Here is a 20,200-nt window from a genome sequence, read left to right as displayed (position 1 = left end):
GAGTGAACACCTAATGCCTTTCTTAATCTCCTCAGTGGACTGTGTAACAGAACCTGAGTAAGGTATGGCTTGCGTGACCTCGTGTCCCTGCGACGAGTTTTAAGTTCTGAATGGCTCAAACGGCACCAGAGGCGGCGTCTTTTAGCTATTCAAATCAATTATTATTATTTCTCATACTCGGCTCTCATTTACATCTAAAAACAAATCAGCCAACTATGAATACAAATAAAGCCTTTGTCCATAATACAAGAACATACAACATCTGTTAAAATGCGATTTAGTTTTAAAGTGTATGGATATAACGATTTATAAATTGGAGAAAAAATGAAGTTTAAAGGACTTTTTCTAGCTATCAGTGCTGCCATTACGCTCTCTGCTTGCGGTGGTTCATCCGGCGATAAGACTGTTGTGGGTAACGAACAACAAACAAAAGCCAATGCCTCTAAACCGGATCCTAATAAACCGACCCCAGTGTTTTCAGTCGAAGCAACACTCATCAATGATTGCAGCGCAGTGCCCAACCCCACTGTTGCAGATGTCATCTTCCACAATGCCAGCGGTCAGGTCATTGCCAGTGCTAAAACGGGTGCAGACGGCAAACTCGCGCAGGCGCTACCAGAGAACACACACCACGTCTCTTTGGTTGCCAAGAGTATTGGTGGCCAGACACTGCACACTCAGCTCTATACCCTGCTGGATATTACCAACACGGACTACGGCATAATCGAGTTTGATCAGAAACCAAGCTGTGACTGCCCGAGAAAAAGTCTGGATCTGAGTGCCCTTTCTGCAAGTCAGCCAGACTACTATATCAGCGGCTTTATTGGCGACGATGTCCCATTGAAGGCTCCGGTTCCAGATGCTGCCTATTTTTGTGAAGAGAGTAAACATACCATCCTGCATATCAGCAATGAAGACTACAGTGATGTGCGTGGTGGCCTGTTTAATCTCGAAGGAGACGGCCCGCTTGAGTTGACCGATAACGACTTTTCCAGCCCGGGTGTGAGAGTAAATATTGCCGCTTTACCCTTCTCTAAGGCTGAGTACCCTGAATCACGCGTGTTTCTGAGTTCATTTAATGACAAAGAACAGCTCAGCAACCATATCATTCTGGGCGCTAATCCGCGCAACAAGTTTATTTTCCCGGACCTTGCAACTACCAGCTATGCATACAACGCTATTACTGAGCACGCCGTTTTACCGGGCTTTGATATGTACACCTCATCGGCGACCGTAAACACCATTGCTGATGATGGCCAGCCTGCTAGCACCACGCCTTTACTTTTCAATAGCGCTTTTCAAAATGCGTTTGAACAATTTGCACAGTCCATGGCGGACCCAAACAGCGCTAATTTGTTCGACTATGATTTTTCGGGTGTGGACCCGCGAGTTAATATGGTCGCCATTACATTGCTGTGGGAAGACACTGCCAATGGTAAAGTCCGATGGGAAGTCATGAGTAAACCTCAGGCGACCATTCCCGATTTCGAATTTGGTACCAGTGTGAATACCAATGTCACTTCAGTTGAGGGGATTGAGATCAACCTGGATGTCGCCGCTCTGAATTTTTCGGGTGAATTTGACGCCCTCAGACGGGAATTTCAAAAAGGGGACGCTGGTAACGTATACACAGATACCTCGCTCTTAAAAGGTGCAGCCGTTTATAGTTTTGAGATTGAAGTATCTGAATAATCGTCTAACGACACCGAAATACATGACATTTCCCAACACCATTGGAGTTGCTGAATAGATTAGCACTACAAACCAATGACCGGATAAAGACGGCCAGATCGTACAAAGACTGGCCGTTTTATTTATCTGCTCCAGCCGCTTCTGACAAAGCCCATTAAAACGGCTTAGCGCTTCACATCACAGTAAAAAAGACATGCTACCTTGTTGACATAGCAATGTACCCTGACGCCATTGATTAAAAAACGAATGTGACGATGTGCTGTTACGCTTGCTAAAATTAACTGAACCGGGCACAACAAGGACCAAGAAATGCCATCTGCATTGATCGAAATCGGCTTACCTGTCGCACTCATATTTATTATGGCTGGCGTGGGCCTTAGCCTGAAAATGGCAGACTTTCAGCGCGTGTTTTTGCAACCCAAAAGCTTTTTCATTGGGGTACTGTGTCAGCTTATTTTACTCCCCTTGCTTGCTATTGCTGTTATTGCATTTACAGGGCTTACCGGGGAGCTGGCAATTGGCTTATTTATTCTGGCTTTATGCCCGGGCGGGACAACCTCGAACCTCTATTCTTATCTGGCCAAAGGGGATGTCGGTCTGTCGGTATCTTTAACTGCCGTGATAGGGTTTATCACCCCATTTAGTTTGCCATTTCTGGCTGCATGGGCAATCGGATATTATGGCCAAAACGATACCATGATCGAGTTCCCTATTTTAAAAGCCTGGTTACAGCTTATTGTGGTCGGTGTTTTACCAGTCCTGGTCGGTATGGGGATTAATGCCAGGTGGCCTCACTTTGCTAAATCAGCCAGTCCCTATATCAGCTGGTTCTCAGTCGCAGTCTTACTCCTGGTGATACTCAGTATTTGTATTAAACTGGGTGATAAGTTGGTTGATTACCTGATCATGGCTGGCCCCTCTGTCATCACCTTAAACCTTATTTCTATGGTTAGTGGATTTTTGGTGGCGCGTACTTTATTGCGCTGCGATACACAGACCCGCACCATTACCCTTGAGGTAGGTCTGCAAAATGGCACTCTCGCCCTTTTGGTAACAACCGGGCTGTTGGGCAATGAAGTGATGTCTATTGCACCAAGCATCTATAGCTTGTTTATGTTTATCAGTGCCGGGTTGTTCACTGCCTGGGCAATTAAACAACATAGGAAAGCCCCAACACTGACAGCAGGGTGATTAAATGAATTAGATTGCTTGCTGTTATTGATAGCATGATATGTCGAGCTAAACTCATAGAATAATCGGTAAATCATTTGAGGTGAGTACGCACGTCAAACCTGTTGCCGTCTCAATACTGACATGACTCAATGGCTAAGGAGGCTGTATGACGGTGAATAAATCCGACCAACGACATGCTCATGTTAAGCAGCTCCTTGGCAAAATGGACCCTGAAGTTGCAGAAAGCTTTACTTATAAACAACGCAAAGCACTGCAAAAAGCAATCAATACCCGGGACTGGAACAATCATAAAATAGATTTCAGACCCACTCTGGCGTTGCCATTTTTACCCTGGAGCTTTTATTTTGTCTTTCTGGGCGGGGTGAACAAACGTCGCCTTAGCCATACTGAAAGAGTCACAGCAGCGGTTATGTTTTTGATTACCTTATTCGTTGTTGCCATGATCTTGTTGGGTATTATACTCGTTGTTCTTTATCTGCTTAAATCCTGGTTAGGTATAGATATTTTTGCCAATGAGTCGCTAGGCTTGTGGGATCAGTTTAAAGAGTTGTTTATGTAGAGTGCGGACTTATATCTAAGTTTAATGGTTGCTCATTTAACTGTAAGATTGATGCACTTTGCGGTGCACTGTGCTCTGGCAGTAAATCAGGCTTTTCTTCAATAACCTAAGCACAACCATAAGCACTTGGTTACTGCTATACAGAACCTTAAAGCTGCTTTAATTTATTAGAAAAAGCTCGCTGACACACGCGGTTTCATAAAAATGCCGCTCACCCGCATTACTTTAATTGTCTCGTTAAACTTTATCTTTCACTATTAGATCAGGCTTACAAGCCACCACGACTAAAAATAGAAATATGGCAGCTTGGAAAGAAACGGCCAGAACGAATTCCATTCCATCATGTTCAAAACTCAAAGCTTTATATTTTGTCTTTATTTCACCAGTCAAATAACACCCATATAGCACTTTCCCAATTACGGCACTATAGGTTAAGCACAAGGCTCTCAAAGTGAACCCAAGACCTCTATTCATTTTTCTGATAGCCTTAAGCTGTTGTTTAAGTGGATTTTACCATTCAATTCACTTTCTGACCACCGACCGGAACTCCATTTACGGTTATTCCAGAATACTCTTCAGGCAATTCAAATACCCTATAATACGAGCACCCTATCACTGTTTTAAACCTATCTAATACCTGACCATTAACTGTGGAAATGACGTTTATTTCATAAGGTTTAAAGTTGCTCATGTAGAGGGAGACCTTACCACCATCTTGAGCGTCAATATGATTCCAAACATTGTTATCACCACACTCCTGTAAGATAAGTGCTGTGATAAAACTTCTCTACCACCTTGATTTTAAGTCATAAATAGTGATTTTTAATCAGTGTGTGGATCGGCCTGATTTCCCATGACCAATTGCTAGATACGAAATACATCAAAATAACGATAACACAGAAGACAAAGGCTGCTTTAATTATCAATTCCACGCACACGAGACCTAAGCTAACGTGGTTAACTTCTCTGCATTTTATAACCTCAAACACCATGGGGACTGACCCTATCAACAGTATTATCAGGACACACCCAAAATATTTTGAAAAAGCGATGCCAAAAATTCCGGGCACGACCATAAGCCAAAGCATAAATAAAAACGTAGCCATGTGAAGCGTAAAGTCTAACGACAGGTTATCCTCTTGCTCAAAGTATCCTGTTATCTTCTCTGAGCATAGCAAGTACAGAAAACACATGAACACCTTAACATTGAACAAAAATTCAAAGCTCAGGGTTTGACTCTCTCCATAGAGCAATAATTGAATATCTAAAATCAGGTAAATTACAGCAATTACAAAGCAATGCACGGAAGCTCTTTTATTGAAGTAGTTTTCTCTAACCAAAGATGTGCTCCCCATTTTCTATTCTTGTGTGTAAACGCCGCCGATCAGCACTCTAGGGCATTGCTTGTAAACTGATGAAACGTGTTCAACTATACATTACCCACTTTCAAAAGTAGATACTCAGACGGAAGCTGTTCGAATAATACCCCTCGCTAATTAGCACGATGATAGTAAGGTATTCAGCACCTGAGAACTATATGGCACCTCATGAAACCAAGGAAGTAATGAACCAGTTAAGCAGACTGCGCTATTAATAAAAGTGGCCTTTGCTAGATACAAAGGCCACTTACGGTAAATGGGCTAGGTTGACTCTTAACAGGAAAAACCAGGAGTAACTTATTGTGCTGCCGGTGCCAGCTCCCAAGGTCCAGTCCCGTTTGGCTCATCACCACGGGTCCACCACTTCGCAACATACACTTTGCCGTTGAAGCTGGCTTTATCACCTTTTAGGTAAACCTTATTCGCTTCCCATGCAGCAACATTATCAACCGGAGGTTTGTCATCTGGCGGCGGCAAGTTATCAACAACTGTGACAACCGGCCATCCTGTATGTGACCCATAGAAGTTGGTCACGCATTTTTCATAATCGCCTTCAACGAGTGCGGAATAAGCGGTCTGATAGCCCACCAGCTTGCATTCAAACGAGAACCCTCCCGGACGGTCAGCATAGTATTCCCAGTTTGCTTCCCAGTTGGTGTAAAGCACTTCACCGGCACCATCCAGATTCAAACTGCCAAAGGGTGTTTGCTGCCAGCAGGTATTTTCTTCATCGCTTTCAACCGGAATATTGTAGTAATGCGACAATCCTTCCCAGTAGCGAATACGATTGACCGGCTGGCCTTTGTTTTTATTGTGTTCACCACATTCGATACCGCCATTAATGACGTTGATTGTGGTGCCAAAGCCGTAGCCAATACCGGCATTCAGCTCAGTCTGAGATGGCACCCAGGTACGATCAATCACATGTAGCATCGCCGGTTTCGGTGCCTGAGGGGTCAGGAAAAACCAAATTGCAGAGGCCAGGTTGAGCCAGGAATCGGCAACCAGGGCCGGATTATTCAACAACACGGTCGCATCACCGTCAAACATGGCTTCAGAGAACATGCCATAGTTAAAGTGGTAAGACAGCTGTTTGGCGCCGCGACCAAAATACCCTTGCCCGTCTGCACAAGGCCAGCGTCGGTTTTGCCAATCATTCTGACCGCACCCAGTAGTATAACCTGGCTGCCCTTCAGACCAGCCCATTTCTCTCACATGCACCAGGGCTTGCTGCCACTCTTCCAGTCGCAGTGGGTTATCAGAAACATTGTCTTTGGCAATGTGGCCCCCTGTTTCCTGTGCAAAATGTGCAAACGCGGTGACAATCGACTTTTTACAAATGGCGTCCGCATTGCGACCATCCGTATAGTCACCACAAAACGCCGGAAACTTGCCTATAGCACGCAAAAAGCGCGTATAAGTGTATTCCGGTGCTGCCATTTGGGTCAGAAAATCCCACTCACTCTGGCCAAATACCCGCTCTACGCGCTTTACGTTTTCGGGGTTAGAGGCGGCGCCAGGTACAATGGCGTCAACCACGGTATTGCTGCGGGTTTTTAGTGCCTGTGCCCACACGCTATACATTGGGTTTGAGGTCAGGGTAGCTTCGGCTGCCTGAAGCCCGGCCCGATCCAGTAAATAGGCACCAGAGCTGTTCGGATCTGGCTGAACATTGAGTGCCAGTGCAGGCGCGCTGATACACGCCATGACCGCCAGGCAAACGGAGTTAAGTTTTTTCATAGGACATCCTTTACATGTTGTTGTGATTCAGGTTGCAACTGTCATATCGCGCCCTGAATTAAATTGTTATCGTTCTGTTTAACAGTACGTCATCACAAATAATTGCAGCGTACGCAACCATCATTCAGACACACTATTGTCACAATTATTACCAAGATGACATCGCTGTCAACGGTGAATGAACATAAAACACACTATTTTCGTACCTATTTTGTACAGTTTTTTTTGAACGCCTTTGTTTTCAATTAATAAATGCTGCAAAATGACAACTCAGTAAATGACACTAGGCAGTAGCGCATGATTTCTATCCTTCCTCTCGATACCTCCCATTATCAGGCAGTCATCGACCTCGGCAATCTGGTCCACGGGGACAATTACCTCGATATGGCGGGTATAAAAATGATGCACCAACGGGGTACCAAAAAGGATTTGAATGCCTCATTTGTGGCACTCGACGAGTCGCAACAGGTGGTTGGGTTCAGAACTTCCTATAGCGCAGGCCAGTGGCCTATCGACAAGTGGTGCTCACCTGCGCTGTGGCCAGTTGATGAGGCGCACATGGCATACTTTAAGTGTATTGCCATTCACCCTGATGCGCAGGGACAGGGGATTGGACCTAAGTTACTCAACGCATCTGTCGAGGTATTGAAACAACAAGGCGCACAAGCTGGAGTCTCCCATCTGTGGATGCAAAGCCCGGGCAACGGAGCCGTGAAATACTTCACTAAAGCGGGTGGAAAGCTCATTAAGGTTCACGATGATCGCTGGTTAGATCTGACTTTATATGAGGGGTATCGCTGCACGCTTTGTGACACTGAATGCCATTGCCAGGCCGCTGAAATGGTACTGGAGTTCTGATGCAAACTTTCGATCCCCTAAGTGCAGCCCATTGTCAGGGTCAGGATTTCGCGCCAAGTTATTGGGCCGCAACACAGCTCCTGCCAACAGCAAACCCTGCCCCCGACACATCTGAACATTTTGATGTGGCCATCATTGGTGGTGGATTCAGTGGGTTATTAAGTGCTTACTATCTGGCCACAAACTATCAGCAAAAAGTATGTGTACTGGAAGCCAATCAGGTTGGCTTTGGCGCCAGTGCGCGAAATGCAGGATTTGCACTGCCCGGCTCAGGACGTCTTGGCTACCCAGATTATGCCAAGCGCTGGGGTATGGCGGTCAGCCGTGGGATTTATGATGAATTCCAGGGTGGCGTTAACCGGGTACGATCTCTAATAACAGAGCATAATATTGCCTGTGATGCGCAACCCTCAGGTTATCTGAAAGTCGCGCATAACGCTCAGGCTTACGCTAATTTGCAAGCTGCAGCGCAATTCATTTCAACAAATTTTGGCACCGACGATAGCCGCCTGTTGCACCGTGATGAACTTGAAGCGGAGTTTATGCTTAATCAACACGCTCATGGTGCCATACGCTATGAAAATGGATTTGGCCTGCATCCACTTAAGCTTCTGATTGGCTATCGCGAGATGGCAATTCAGGCTGGCGTCACTTTATTTGAACACAGTTTGGTCAACACCGTTAAGCATGGCCAGCGTCACCAGCTAAGTGTCAATGACCAAACAATTAGTGCTGATAAACTGCTATATACAGGCAATGCCTACAACAATAAACACAGTCATCCGCTTATTGATAACCGCTATTTACCCATTCTCAGCAGCATTTTTGTAACTCGCCCTCTTAACGAACAAGAGCTGATGCAAAGTGGTCTTAAAACACATCAGGTAGTCATGGATACGCGCAGGTTGAAATACTATTACAGGCTGCTACCAGATAACCGCCTGCTCTTTGGCGGCAGGGGTGCAGTATTTGCAAAAGACCAGAACAAAGCCAAATACCTGAACCATCTGAAAAGCGCACTTTCAGCATGCTTTCCCTGTTTATCGGGAATTGATCACGACTACTACTGGCACGGTTATATTGCAGCAGCGCTGGACGATATGCCGCATGTCTTTTTTGAGGATAATGTTGGCTATATCTTGGGGTACTGTGGCTCAGGCGTATCGTTTAGCTCACAGGCAGCGTACAGACTAGCGCAACTAGCAATGGATGACACTGTGCCCGACTTACCCTTGTATCAACGGCCTCTGCCCAGGATCCCTTTTCCACAACTTCGCCGCTTTGGCCAGTTGGGTTACTATCACCTGGCGCAATTACAAGACCATTTTTCGTAACAGTTATTGACCAAACGTCAACATAAGGTTATCGTTAATTGCGAAATTTTTTCGCTAAGGAAAACACAAAAAACCATTTGGAGATGACATAACCATGTTAAAACTAAACAAAAAACCACTAAAGAGCTTATCTCATAAACAACTACAACATGCAGAAAAGAACACGCCACATGTTGCAGGTGGTACAGGCACAACAAGCTGGACTTGCCCCGGCTCACGCCCGTGTCAGGATAAATTTGAGTAATATTATCTAGTGTCGGTAGCTGGCGCACATAAAGCCCAGCTACTTTAAATTCACATCACACCAAGGTCCATCTACCAAGCCTGCTCAAACTTCGCCGCATTACTCCAACTCAGTGACTATGTATTAAACCAGAGATACTTACTACCAAGGTATCGCCAACCCCTGATAGTCGTAAAAGCCACCACTTTGCGCTTCATGTAATTCATCAAGAACATGTTTAAGCCCTTGTGCTGACTCCTCAGCTGAAATGAGCGCATTGGGCCCGCCCATGTCGGTTTTAACCCAACCAGGATGCAGCGCCACGGTTTTTATTCCTTCAGATAACAGATCATTTGAAAGGCTCTTGATCACCGAGTTTAATGCCGCTTTTGAGCTGCGGTATATGTATCCGCCCCCTTTGGTGTTGTTGGTCATACTACCCACCTTGGATGAGAGCACAGCAAAGGTCTTTAACTTACCCAGTCTTAGCTGTGGTATGAATGCCTCGGCTAATTTCAGTGGTGCTATCACGTTTACTTCCATCACACGTTGCCACTGCTCGACATCACACTCGCCAAACGCATAGCCTTTGGGCCCATAAATGCCAGCATTGTTAATCACCAAGTCTATCCGTACGTCATGCAATGTACCAGACAACTTAGCCATCTGTGCGTAGTTGGTTATATCCAGAGCAAGTATTTGTAAGTGGCTAAACTGCTGCTCCAGCTGCCACAATGCTTCGGCAGCTTGTGGGGCTCTGCAGGTCGCCAGCACCCGCCACCCTTGTTCGAGATACAATTTGACGAGCGCCAGCCCAATACCACGATTTGCACCTGTGATGAAAAGTGTATTCATAATTTTATGTCAGCCTTAACATTACCACTTTATGTTTCATTATATACGTTTTACTTAGCAGCGCAGCCCACTCAATCTAGCAGCCAGGATAAGGCTTGCCCTTTTTCCTCAAAATACCGGGATTCTCCTTCTACAAACCAATTACCAACCATGGCTGCAAGCTTTTGCCAACGGCTGTTGCCAAGCACCGCAATCTTATAAAAATCATGACTATGGCGCTGAGCCAATGCCACATCGTCCCAGGCAGCATGCAGCTCCCATCCTTCGAATTCAGTCACATCAACCAGCACTCTGATCTTTTGCCCTGCTGCCGCCCTTAACGCACTGTCTATTACTGCCTTAATGGCCATATAATCAGCATGGTTTACCCTGCCCAGCGCCGTAAAGCTCATGAGCAGATCGCCATTTACTCGCTCAGTATCAACAGAGATTGAATGAAAGCACGCCATGACTTCCTCAGCTAAGAATTTGCGTCGTACTGATCCAAATTAGCAGAGAGGTTAACAAAAAGGCAAAAAACAAACGTAAAATACGCAGCTGTTCTGGGGTTTTTATGAATCGATGTAGCACACCACCAAGTACCAGCCATAGACTATCCACCAGAACAGCAATGGCAAAGCAAGTTGCTGCTGCAAGTAAGACGCCGATAAACGGACTGGTGTCGGGCACACTGTTATTAGCAAATATGGCAATACAAGCTGCATAAGCTTTGGGGTTAAGCAGGTTCAAAATAAAGCCATCCCGAAACCCAACCTCACCGCCTTCTGCCTGAGATAGTCCACTGCGATTGGTTGCAATTTTATAAGCGACATAAAACAAATAGGCGATGGCTACAATCTGGCATACGGCGCTTAGGCTGGGGTAGCTTAACAGTAATGCACCCAGTCCTGTTGCAGCTGCCACTATTGCCACTAATAACCCGAGCAAAATACCGGATAAAAAAGGCACCCCACGGCGCACACCTGAGCTGGCACCAACAGCGGCCAATGCTAAGGGTGCAGGGCCCGGGGAGCCAAGCAACAGCGCAGTGGTCAGGGCAATAGAAAATAACGCTTCATACATCTTTTTCGTTCCTTAAAAAAACAAGGCCCGGATTAACCGGGCCAACTTTCATCATTAAATTTGCTCTTGCGGGACTCGAACATGTCCCTCCATCACCACTCGGGCGCTGCGGCTCATCACCGCTTTTTTTGCCAGCCAGCGGCCATTTGCCAGTTCAGCTTCTGCGCCCACTTTCAAAGTGCCCGAAGGATGGCCAAAAGTAACGCTGTTGCGCTCACCACCGCCTGCCGCCAGGTTGACCAATGTACCGGGGATAGCAGCTGCCGTCGCAATCGCTACTGCGGCTGTGCCCATCATGGCGTGGTGTAACTTACCCATAGACAAAGCCCGAACAGACAGGTCAATGTCCTGCTGCGAAATGGCTTTGCCACTGGAGGCGGTATACGCCTTAGCACCGCATACAAAGGCAATTTTAGGGGTGTGCTGACGCACCCTGGCTTCGTCAATGTGCTCAATCAGGCCCATTTTTACGGCACCGTAAGCGCGGATCTGCTCAAATCGCGCCAACGCCGCGTCGTCACCATTGATCGCTTCTTGCAGTTCCACACCGGTGTAACCTAAGTCCTCGGCGCGGAAAAACAAGGTCGGGATCCCAGCATTGATCATAGTCACATCAAACGTGCCAATCCCCGGCACTTCCAGTTGGTCGACCAGGTTGCCACTTGGGAACATATCTGCATCGCCGTCGGCCGGGTCTATAAATTCCACCACCACTTCAGCGGCGGGAAAAGTCACGCCATCAAGCTCAAAGTCGCCACTTTCCTGCACTTCGCCATTAGCCATAGGCACATGAGCAATAATGGTTTTTTCAATGTTTGCCTGCCAGATCCGTACTACAGCAATGCCGTTTTCGGGTATTCTGCTGGCATCTACCAGGCCGTTACTAATGGCAAAGGCACCCACCGCCGCGGTCAGATTGCCACAATTGCCACTCCAGTCGATAAAGGGCTTGTCTATCGCAACCTGACCAAATAGATAGTCGACATCATGGTCCGCTTTATCACTTTTCGACAGGATCACGGTTTTGCTGGTGCTGGAAGTCGCGCCACCCATACCATCGGTTTGCTTGGCATAAGGGTCCGGGCTGCCAATCACTCGCAGCAGCAGTCTGTCGCGCGCTTCACCCGGCACTTGCGCCGCCTCGGGCAGGGAGCTGAGATTAAAAAACACGCCTTTGGAGGTGCCACCGCGCATATAGGTCGCCGGCACACGTAGTTGAGGTTTGAAAGTCATAATTTTCATCCTAAATAGCAGAGTGAGCACCCTTTGCAGGTGCACTCTGCTCAGACAGGCTCCACAGTTAGTGCGGAGCAAGAACGGAATTAAGCGTTTGCTTCCAGAAAATCTTTGGCAAAGCGCTGCAGCACGCCACCGGCTTCGTAAATAGACACTTCTTCTTCTGTGTCCAGACGACACAGCACAGGCACTTCAAGCTGAACGCCATTGCTGCGATGAATGATCAGGTTCAGTGTAGCACCTGGAGTTCGTGTCCCTTCGACATCGTAGGTTTCGGTACCATCGAGCTCCAGCGTTTTACGCGTTGTACCATTTTGGAACTCCAGCGGTAACACGCCCATTCCGATTAGATTGGTACGGTGAATACGCTCAAAGCCTTCAGCCACAATGACTTCTACACCCGCTAAACGCACGCCTTTGGCAGCCCAGTCGCGAGACGAGCCCTGGCCATAATCAGCACCGGCAACGATGATCAGCGGTTGTTTGCGCTCCATGTAGGTTTCGATGGCTTCCCACATGCGAGTAACTTTGCCTTCTGGCTCAAGACGCGCCAGCGAGCCCTGCTTCACTTCACCGTTTTCCAACACCATTTCATTCAGTAGCTTGGGGTTGGCAAAGGTAGCACGTTGCGCCGTTAAGTGGTCGCCACGGTGGGTTGCATACGAGTTAAAGTCTTCTTCAGGCAAGCCCATTTTCGCCAGGTATTCACCAGCGGCACTGGATGCAAGAATCGCATTCGATGGAGACAAGTGATCTGTGGTGATGTTGTCACCCAAAATCGCCAATGGTCGCATACCTTTCATGGTGCGCTCACCTGCTAAGGCACCTTCCCAGTATGGCGGACGGCGGATGTAGGTACTCATCTCACGCCACTGATACAGCGGGTCGTTGTCTTCACCATAGTCAACGCTCAGGTCGAACATAGGTTCGTAAACGGCACGGAATTGCTCCGGTTTCACGCTCTGCGCAATGACTGCGTCAATCTCTTCATCGCTTGGCCAGATGTCTTTTAACGTAACCGGGTTGCCAGCCTGGTCATGACCCAGCACGCCATTTTCGATATCAAAACGCACTGATCCGGCAATGGCATACGCCACAACCAAAGGCGGTGATGCCAGGAAAGCCTGCTTAGCATATGGGTGGATACGACCATCAAAGTTGCGGTTGCCCGATAGCACGGCAGTGGCATAGAGGTCGCGGTCGATCACTTCTTGCTGAATTTTTGGATCCAGTGCCCCACTCATACCGTTACAGGTGGTACAGGCAAATGCCACGATACCAAAGCCCAGTTGCTCAAGCTCAGGCAACAACTGTGCTTCTTCCATGTAAGAACGCACGGCTTTGGAACCCGGTGCAAATGAGGTTTTTACCCACGGCTTGCGGCTCAGGCCCAGTTTGTTGGCATTACGTGCCAGCAAACCGGCTGCCACTACGTTGCGCGGGTTACTGGTGTTGGTACAGCTGGTAATGGCTGCGATGATCACCGCACCGTCTGGCATTTCTCCATCACGCTGCTCATAATCAGCCACAATACCTTGTTTGGCCAAGTCTGCCGTTGCAACACGGCGATGTGGATTTGACGGACCGGCCAAGTTACGGCCAACCGAAGATAAATCGAATTTCAGCACACGCTCGTACTGCGCACCTGCCATGGCATCGGCCCACAAGCCAGTGTGCTTGGCATATTGCTCAACCAACTTAATTTGCTCATCATCACGACCGGTCAGGCGCAGATAATCAATAGTTTGCTGGTCAATATAGAACATGGCAGCAGTGGCGCCATACTCAGGTGTCATGTTCGAAATGGTTGCCCGGTCACCCAAAGACAAGCCCTCGCAGCCTTCGCCGAAGAACTCAAGGTACGAAGAAACCACACGCTCCTGACGTAAAAACTCCGTGATGGCCAGCACGATGTCTGTGGCAGTGATCCCCGGCTGACGTTTGCCGACCAGCTCTACACCCACGATATCCGGCAGGCGCATATAAGAAGCTCGACCCAGCATCACGCTCTCAGCTTCAAGACCACCAACACCCACGGCAATTACACCCAACGCATCCACATGCGGGTATGGCTGTCGGTACCAACCAGGGTATCGGGGAATGCCACGCCATCACGCGCCTGGATAACCGGCGACATTTTCTCCAGATTGATCTGGTGCAAAATACCATTGCCCGGCGGGATTACATCAACGTTTTTAAACGCTGTTTTGGTCCAGTTAATAAAGTGGAAGCGGTCGTCGTTACGGCGGTCTTCAATCGCCCGGTTTTTCTCAAAGGCGTTTTCTTCATAGCCTGCGTGCTCAACAGCCAGGCTGTGATCAACGATCAACTGAGTTGGCACCACCGGGTTTACTTTGGCAGGATCGCCGCCTTTTTCAGCAATGGCATCACGCAGACCGGCAAGGTCTACCAGCGCCGTCTGACCTAAAATATCATGACAGACCACACGTGCCGGAAACCAGGGGAAATCCAAGTCACGACGACGCTCGATAATTTGGCTCAGATAATCGTTGATTTTTTCAGGCTCGGCGCGGCGTACCAGGTTTTCTGCTAAGACTTTAGAGGTATAAGGCAAGCCATCATACGCACCAGGCTTGATGGCTTCGACTGCTTCGCGCGTGTCGTAATAACACAGCGAAGAATCAGGTAATTTTTTGCGAAATTGGCTGTTCATAACTACTTCCAGGATTGCTCATTGGCTCAACGGCACAGATCTTTATGATTATTGTCGGTGATCTGTGCCATACAGTAACGAATGTTAAGTTTGAGGATTAACGCTCAGACATAGCTGGAACCGGACGCAGTTCCTCACCAGTATATTCCGCTGACGGACGGATGATACGGTTGTCTGCTCTTTGTTCCATCACGTGACCTGCCCAACCTGTCAAACGCGACATTACAAAGATAGGCGTGAACAGCTTAGTTGGGATTTTCATAAAGTGATAAGCCGACGCGTGGAAGAAATCCGCATTACAGAACAGCTTCTTCTCGCGCCACATAACCGCTTCACAACGTACAGAAACCGGATAAAGCACGGTATCACCCACATCAGCAGCCAGCTTTTCAGACCAGCCTTTGATGATTTCGTTACGCGGATCAGACTCAGAGTAGATAGCGTGACCAAAGCCCATGATCTTTTCTTTACGCTCCAGCATACCCATCATTTCCTGCTCGGCGTGATCTGCCGACTCAAAACGTTCAATCATTTCCATTGCCGCTTCGTTCGCACCACCGTGCAGAGGACCACGCAGCGAGCCGATAGCACCTGTGATGCAAGAGTGCATGTCAGACAGCGTAGAAGCACACACACGTGCAGTAAAGGTAGAGGCATTGAACTCATGCTCTGCATACAGAATAAGTGAAACGTGCATTACACGCTCATGCAACTCGCTTGGCTTTTCGCCATGCAACATATGCAGGAAGTGTGCGCCGATTGAGTCATCGTCTGTTTCAACATCAACACGCACACCATCATGGCTAAAGCGATACCAGTAACAGATGATGCTTGGGAAACATGCCAGCATACGATCTGTGATGGCCTGCTGTTGTTCAAAGTCGTGCTCACCTTCCAGGTTACCCAGCATAGAACAACCGGTGCGCAGTACGTCCATTGGGTGTGCGTCGGCCGGAATGCGCTCCAACACTTCTTTTAGTGCCTGTGGCAGGCCGCGCTGAGATTTTAGTAGTGCCTTGTAGCTGTCCAGCTCCTGCTGGTTAGGCAACTTACCTTTTAGGATCAGATATGCGACTTCCTCAAACTGACAGTGTTCAGCCAGGTCTTTTACGTCGTAGCCACGATAAGTCAGGCCTGAGCCTGATTTACCCACTGTTGAAAGTGCTGTTTTACCCGCAACCTGACCGCGAAGGCCTGCACCGCTTAATACTTTAGCCATTTTGTTGTCTCCTGAATTTTACCTGCTGGTTAATTTCATTGTGATAAAAGCCGCAGGAACGCGGCTTTATCTTTATCCTTTAAACTTTTTATTTGTTCTTACCTTGCGCAAACAATGCGTCGAGTTTTTGCTCGTACTCGTGATAGCCAAGATAATCATACAAGTCCATACGAGTTTGCATGCTGTCGATGACGGCTTTCTGATCGCCGTTTTCTAAAATTGATTGATACACCATCTCTGCGGCTTTGTTCATTGCGCGGAACGCACTCAGTGGGTAAAGCACCATGTCGACGCCCCACTCACCCAGCTCTTTTTTATTCCACAGCTCTGTTTTACCGAACTCGGTGATATTCGCCAGAATAGGCACATCCAGCGCTTCGGCAAATGCACGATAATGCTCTTCTGTCTGCACAGCTTCTGCGAAAATACCGTCTGCACCAGCTGCAACATAGGCTTTAGCACGCTCAATAGCCGCTGCAAGACCTTCCTGTGCGAACGCGTCGGTACGCGCCATGATGAAGAAGTCTGGATCGGTACGCGCATCTACCGCCGCTTTGATACGGTCGACCATTTCGTCTGTCGACACTATCTCTTTATTAGGACGGTGACCGCAGCGCTTTTGCGCTACCTGATCTTCCATATGCACAGCAGCGGCACCCGCTTTTTGCATTTCCTGAATGGTTTTAGCAATGTTAAATGCACCGCCCCAGCCCGTGTCGATATCGACCATCAGAGGCAAATCACAGGCTGACGTAATACGCTGAACATCCGCAATCACATCGTTTAGAGAGGTAATGCCTAAGTCCGGCAGACCATAAGAGGCATTCGCAACGCCGCCGCCAGACAGGTAGATAGCCTGGTGACCGATTTTTTTCGCCATGATGGCGCTGTAGGCATTAATGGTGCCCACGATCTGTAGTGGCTGATTGGCTTTTAGCGCGTCGCGGAATCTTTTACCTGCGCTGATGATCCCTGTACTCATAAGTGTGTCTCCCCGATTATGACTGATGCTGTTTGGTTAACTTGGTGGCAATATTATTTTTAGAATATTGAATATGGCGGCGCATCAGCATTTCTGCCAACTCGGCATCCCGATTTGCGATGGCACGCACTATGTGCTTGTGTTCGTCGTAGGCTGTTGTAACGCGTGGTCCGGCCATGCCGAGTTGCACACGATACATTCGCGCCAGGTGATAAATACCATTGCTCAGCATGGCAATAAGCTGCTGATTTTGGCTGCCGACAATAATGCGATAATGAAAGTCCAGATCGCCTGCTTCCTGATAATAAGATTCGCCGCCTTTGACTTCGTCGAACTGCTCGTTCAACAAGCTATTGAGTTTGGCAATTTCTTCATCTGACATGAATTGCGCTGCCAGACGTGCAGCCATGCCTTCGAGAGCTTCACGCACCTGATATAGCTCCATCAGGCCTTCTTCGCTCAGCGAGACCACTCTGGCCCCCACATTAGGACGACGCTCAACCAAATGACAAGCTTCCAGGCGGTTTATCGCCTCCCGAACAACCGCTCGGCTTACCTCATACTTTGTCGACAATTCCATTTCACTCAGCTTGGAGCCAGCCGGAATATCACCTTCAACAATCTCTTTCCTAAGCCGGAAAAATACTTTATCAGAAGCAGTTACAGCACTTTCTTGCATAAAGCTCATTATGTATTTGCCTTCCGGTCTTGTTAAAAGTTGTAGACAATATAGTGCTGCTTTACGTATACGTCAACCTGATCCGGACCAGATTGTCGACAATTTACAATATAGACGGTATTCATGAAATTTATGGTTGTTTACCGACACACTGGCTTGCACCTTGAATAATAAGGGCAAGATAACCGGACCCTGCTACACTTTTATCCGTATGTTGATTAAAAGGTATGTTTTTGATGGTAAAAACAGTCGTTACCCTGATGCTAGTCACTCTACTGAGTAGTTTTCACTGTTGGGCTAAATTCACCGTAGTCACTGAGTTATCCCCGCCCAATCAAACCTGGCTCAACGACCAGGTCGCCGGAGTAAGCACCGAACTGGTAAAAGCCATTCTGGAGACAGCTGCACTTGAGGGGAGTTTTATATGTATCCCTGGGCACGCGCGCTGAACAGTGCCAAAAGCAAACCCAATATGCTCATCTATAGCATGGCAAAAACCCCACAACGAGAGACATCGTTTCACTGGATTGGCCCCGTAGCGCTGTTTCACCTCGGTTTTGTAACAAACCAATCGCCCCAAAAAATCCAAATTGAAACACTGGAAGACGCCAAGCAATATCGACTTGCCGTACAAAGAGAGGATGTGGCTGCCCAGGTATTGCATAAGCTGGGGTTTGAATTTATTGAGACCGCTGATATTCAACAATCCTACCACTTACTGGCGGCTCACAAAGTGGACCTGGTGGTGGACGACCCGCGCTATATCAGCGCCATGGCGCAGGCAATGAAGTTACCCGACGATCAGTTTCGCTATGTGCTGGATATTGAACCACTCAGTATCAAAGGCTACCTGGCAGCCAGCTTAGCCACAGATCCGGAGCTGGTTGCTCAGCTGCGCGCCGCCTACCAGCAACTGATTGATACACCCTTATATCGTAAGGCGCTTTTTGAGTAAGTCGCTTAGATACGATAAAATCGCGAAGCAATACAAAGAATAAGGCGGTTAGCATGCAAATAGAGCACCCCAGCTCTGAAACAGAAGCTCGAGCACTGCAGGAAACACTCGCGGCTCAGGTTATCAGTGAAGATCAATTTGACTCCATCAGCACCATTGCAGGGACGGACGTGGCCTATGACGACACGACAAACCAACTGGTTGGTGCCATTGTGGTGTTAAATGCCAGTACACTGGAGATCATTGAAACTCAGGTGGTCACCGAAAGTGTGCGTTTTCCATACATTCCTGGATTGTTCTCATTCAGAGAATTGCCGCCATTGCTGTCCGCGTTTGAACGACTCACCCACAAACCAGACATGATAGTGTGTGATGGTCAGGGCCTGGCTCACCCAAGGCGCTTTGGTCTGGCCTGTCATCTTGGTGTAGTCCTGGATATTCCCACCATAGGGTGTGGTAAAACACGACTCACAGGCACACATGAAACGCCACTTGAAACTCGTGGTGCCAGCGCGCCGCTGATAGACGATGAACAAGTAATCGGTGAGGTTTTACGGACTCAGGACAACATTAAACCAGTGTATGTCTCTGTCGGCCATAAAGTTAGCCTAAGCACTGCCAAAGAGTGGATCCTCAAACTCACCCCGAAATATCGCCTGCCAGAAACAACCCGTCAGGCCGATCAACAAGTGAATCGGGCGCTTAAAGCACTACAAGCACAAGGCTGACAAATACGCCCTGCACAATTAGGATTGGCAGGGCGTGGATTAGGTGCTTTGAAAATAGCAGAGCCTGATGACACAAGCTCTGCCAACATTACCTGTAAAGAGAGCATAAGCTCCAAACGCCTATCGTATAATCCGTACAGCTCAAAGCCCTTGGATATACGTTCCATAATTAATCATCATAGTCTGTTGTCCTCAATTCATTGAGTATTAGCTAACGGTAGACGGCATACATTCGGTACGACAGTTTGGAGTATTTATACACACAGCCCAATAACAAAAAAGCCAGCTAGTAAGCTGGCTTTCGAATCGCTAAATAGCTATTTAAGCAGTGTAGTCAAATGACGATGTATCTGCGGATGTAGGCACGGTATAACCGGGCAAGGTTTCTCCCGGGAATAAGACATCCCAGACACAGCACTTGACCAGCAACTTGAGCATCTCAGGATGGTACTTGTCCCTGTACTCAGCAAGCTTTTCACGGTCCATAAATTCCTTACCCAATCCAAAATATTCAACCCAGAAAAAAACACAGGCACGCTGCACGCCTTGATCATCTTCTTCTTGAGCTTCATGAAGTGGAGGCTTCGCATTGAAATTACAACAATTAAAACGCCACCACAGTTCAATATCTGACTGATAAGCACAAAGCAATACCTCCTTTAAATCTGCGATTCGAAATCGGCCTCCCTGAATATCAAATCCCTGAAGATAATCGTCGATGCCCTCCTGCATCATGCCCATTGGGGTTTCCTCGCATTCACCAGGCACATAATAATCCCTGAATGCTAATATAACCCAATAAATAATCTCCAACTTTTTAGAATCAAACAT

The 20,200-nt window shown here is 47.7% G+C and carries 16 protein-coding genes and 1 pseudogene; 7 read left to right on the top strand and 10 right to left on the bottom strand.

Annotated elements, in window-relative coordinates:
• Positions 1-324: 324 nt before the first annotated feature.
• From ELR70_RS04085 to ELR70_RS04075, 3 genes are all read left to right on the top strand, one after another.
• Positions 325-1,692, top strand: coding sequence for a hypothetical protein (locus tag ELR70_RS04085; protein WP_054013537.1), 1,368 nt, complete (start codon positions 325-327; stop codon positions 1,690-1,692).
• 309 nt (positions 1,693-2,001) lie between these two features.
• Positions 2,002-2,883: a bile acid:sodium symporter gene (locus tag ELR70_RS04080; protein ID WP_054013538.1), complete on the top strand. Its 882-nt coding sequence runs from the start codon at positions 2,002-2,004 to the stop codon at positions 2,881-2,883.
• A 148-nt stretch (positions 2,884-3,031) separates the two neighbouring features.
• Positions 3,032-3,445 carry a hypothetical protein gene (locus ELR70_RS04075; protein WP_054013539.1) on the top strand — a complete coding sequence of 138 codons (414 nt, stop codon included), beginning with the start codon at positions 3,032-3,034 and terminating at the stop codon, positions 3,443-3,445.
• Positions 3,446-5,121: 1,676 nt separating this feature from the next.
• On the opposite strand, the gene ELR70_RS04070 is transcribed toward ELR70_RS04075, so the two are convergent.
• A complete protein-coding gene (locus tag ELR70_RS04070) occupies positions 5,122-6,564 on the bottom strand; it encodes a chitinase (RefSeq protein WP_082353063.1) in 1,443 nt (480 codons plus the stop codon).
• 300 nt (positions 6,565-6,864) lie between these two features.
• Between ELR70_RS04070 and ELR70_RS04065 the strand changes: the two genes are divergently transcribed.
• Positions 6,865-7,422 carry a GNAT family N-acetyltransferase gene (locus ELR70_RS04065; RefSeq protein ID WP_054013715.1) on the top strand — a complete coding sequence of 186 codons (558 nt, stop codon included), beginning with the start codon at positions 6,865-6,867 and terminating at the stop codon, positions 7,420-7,422.
• Positions 7,422-8,756: an FAD-binding oxidoreductase gene (locus ELR70_RS04060; protein WP_054013542.1), complete on the top strand. Its 1,335-nt coding sequence runs from the start codon at positions 7,422-7,424 to the stop codon at positions 8,754-8,756. The genes ELR70_RS04065 and ELR70_RS04060 overlap by 1 nt, the downstream gene beginning before the upstream one ends.
• Before the next feature lie 385 nt (positions 8,757-9,141).
• Here the strand turns inward: ELR70_RS04060 and ELR70_RS04055 are convergent, their stop codons facing one another.
• The 8 genes and pseudogenes from ELR70_RS04055 to ELR70_RS04020 all read right to left on the bottom strand — a co-directional run bounded on the left by ELR70_RS04055 (position 9,142) and on the right by ELR70_RS04020 (position 17,695).
• A complete protein-coding gene (locus ELR70_RS04055) occupies positions 9,142-9,834 on the bottom strand; it encodes an SDR family oxidoreductase (RefSeq protein ID WP_054013543.1) in 693 nt (230 codons plus the stop codon).
• Between the two features lie 71 nt (positions 9,835-9,905).
• Complete coding sequence (locus tag ELR70_RS04050) at positions 9,906-10,283, bottom strand: STAS/SEC14 domain-containing protein (protein WP_054013544.1); 378 nt, start codon at positions 10,281-10,283, stop codon at positions 9,906-9,908.
• A 7-nt stretch (positions 10,284-10,290) separates the two neighbouring features.
• Positions 10,291-10,896 carry a LysE family translocator gene (locus ELR70_RS04045; protein ID WP_054013545.1) on the bottom strand — a complete coding sequence of 202 codons (606 nt, stop codon included), beginning with the start codon at positions 10,894-10,896 and terminating at the stop codon, positions 10,291-10,293.
• A gap of 54 nt (positions 10,897-10,950) precedes the next feature.
• The gene (gene prpF / locus ELR70_RS04040) at positions 10,951-12,129 is read right to left on the bottom strand and encodes a 2-methylaconitate cis-trans isomerase PrpF (protein WP_054013546.1); all 1,179 of its coding nucleotides are present in this window, start codon (positions 12,127-12,129) and stop codon (positions 10,951-10,953) included.
• Between the two features lie 89 nt (positions 12,130-12,218).
• Positions 12,219-14,806, bottom strand: a pseudogene (acnD, locus tag ELR70_RS04035) (Fe/S-dependent 2-methylisocitrate dehydratase AcnD).
• A 97-nt stretch (positions 14,807-14,903) separates the two neighbouring features.
• The gene (prpC, locus tag ELR70_RS04030) at positions 14,904-16,025 is read right to left on the bottom strand and encodes a 2-methylcitrate synthase (RefSeq protein ID WP_054013548.1); all 1,122 of its coding nucleotides are present in this window, start codon (positions 16,023-16,025) and stop codon (positions 14,904-14,906) included.
• A gap of 88 nt (positions 16,026-16,113) precedes the next feature.
• Positions 16,114-16,992 carry a methylisocitrate lyase gene (prpB, locus tag ELR70_RS04025; protein WP_054013716.1) on the bottom strand — a complete coding sequence of 293 codons (879 nt, stop codon included), beginning with the start codon at positions 16,990-16,992 and terminating at the stop codon, positions 16,114-16,116.
• Between the two features lie 31 nt (positions 16,993-17,023).
• Complete coding sequence (locus ELR70_RS04020; protein ID WP_054013549.1) at positions 17,024-17,695, bottom strand: GntR family transcriptional regulator; 672 nt, start codon at positions 17,693-17,695, stop codon at positions 17,024-17,026.
• A gap of 415 nt (positions 17,696-18,110) precedes the next feature.
• Between ELR70_RS04020 and ELR70_RS04015 the strand changes: the two genes are divergently transcribed.
• Together ELR70_RS04015 and nfi are read left to right on the top strand one after the other, a co-directional pair.
• Positions 18,111-18,641, top strand: coding sequence for a transporter substrate-binding domain-containing protein (locus tag ELR70_RS04015; RefSeq protein ID WP_241566277.1), 531 nt, complete (start codon positions 18,111-18,113; stop codon positions 18,639-18,641).
• Positions 18,642-18,694: 53 nt separating this feature from the next.
• The gene (nfi, locus tag ELR70_RS04010; protein ID WP_054013551.1) at positions 18,695-19,369 is read left to right on the top strand and encodes a deoxyribonuclease V; all 675 of its coding nucleotides are present in this window, start codon (positions 18,695-18,697) and stop codon (positions 19,367-19,369) included.
• 321 nt (positions 19,370-19,690) lie between these two features.
• Here the strand turns inward: nfi and ELR70_RS04005 are convergent, their stop codons facing one another.
• Positions 19,691-20,200: a hypothetical protein gene (locus ELR70_RS04005; protein WP_054013552.1), complete on the bottom strand. Its 510-nt coding sequence runs from the start codon at positions 20,198-20,200 to the stop codon at positions 19,691-19,693.

This window comes from Pseudoalteromonas sp. R3 (assembly GCF_004014715.1).
GTDB lineage: Bacteria > Pseudomonadota > Gammaproteobacteria > Enterobacterales > Alteromonadaceae > Pseudoalteromonas.
The sequence above is the reverse complement of the archived record's forward strand: the minus strand, read 5'-3'. Positions and strand labels throughout refer to the sequence as shown.

Bases quoted from the DNA above. Each gene is read 5' to 3' on its own strand.
- ELR70_RS04050 (WP_054013544.1), bottom strand. From the start codon at position 10,283: ATGGCGTGCTTTCATTCAATCTCTGTTGATACTGAGCGAGTAAATGGC.
- prpC (WP_054013548.1), bottom strand. From the start codon at position 16,025: ATGGCTAAAGTATTAAGCGGTGCAGGCCTTCGCGGTCAGGTTGCGGGT.
- ELR70_RS04055 (WP_054013543.1), bottom strand. From the start codon at position 9,834: ATGAATACACTTTTCATCACAGGTGCAAATCGTGGTATTGGGCTGGCG.
- ELR70_RS04085 (WP_054013537.1), top strand. From the start codon at position 325: ATGAAGTTTAAAGGACTTTTTCTAGCTATCAGTGCTGCCATTACGCTC.
- ELR70_RS04080 (WP_054013538.1), top strand. From the start codon at position 2,002: ATGCCATCTGCATTGATCGAAATCGGCTTACCTGTCGCACTCATATTT.
- ELR70_RS04045 (WP_054013545.1), bottom strand. From the start codon at position 10,896: ATGTATGAAGCGTTATTTTCTATTGCCCTGACCACTGCGCTGTTGCTT.
- ELR70_RS04020 (WP_054013549.1), bottom strand. From the start codon at position 17,695: ATGAGCTTTATGCAAGAAAGTGCTGTAACTGCTTCTGATAAAGTATTT.
- ELR70_RS04070 (WP_082353063.1), bottom strand. From the start codon at position 6,564: ATGAAAAAACTTAACTCCGTTTGCCTGGCGGTCATGGCGTGTATCAGC.
- ELR70_RS04015 (WP_241566277.1), top strand. From the start codon at position 18,111: ATGTATCCCTGGGCACGCGCGCTGAACAGTGCCAAAAGCAAACCCAAT.
- ELR70_RS04060 (WP_054013542.1), top strand. From the start codon at position 7,422: ATGCAAACTTTCGATCCCCTAAGTGCAGCCCATTGTCAGGGTCAGGAT.
- ELR70_RS04075 (WP_054013539.1), top strand. From the start codon at position 3,032: ATGACGGTGAATAAATCCGACCAACGACATGCTCATGTTAAGCAGCTC.
- prpF (WP_054013546.1), bottom strand. From the start codon at position 12,129: ATGACTTTCAAACCTCAACTACGTGTGCCGGCGACCTATATGCGCGGT.
- ELR70_RS04005 (WP_054013552.1), bottom strand. From the start codon at position 20,200: ATGTTTGATTCTAAAAAGTTGGAGATTATTTATTGGGTTATATTAGCA.
- nfi (WP_054013551.1), top strand. From the start codon at position 18,695: ATGCAAATAGAGCACCCCAGCTCTGAAACAGAAGCTCGAGCACTGCAG.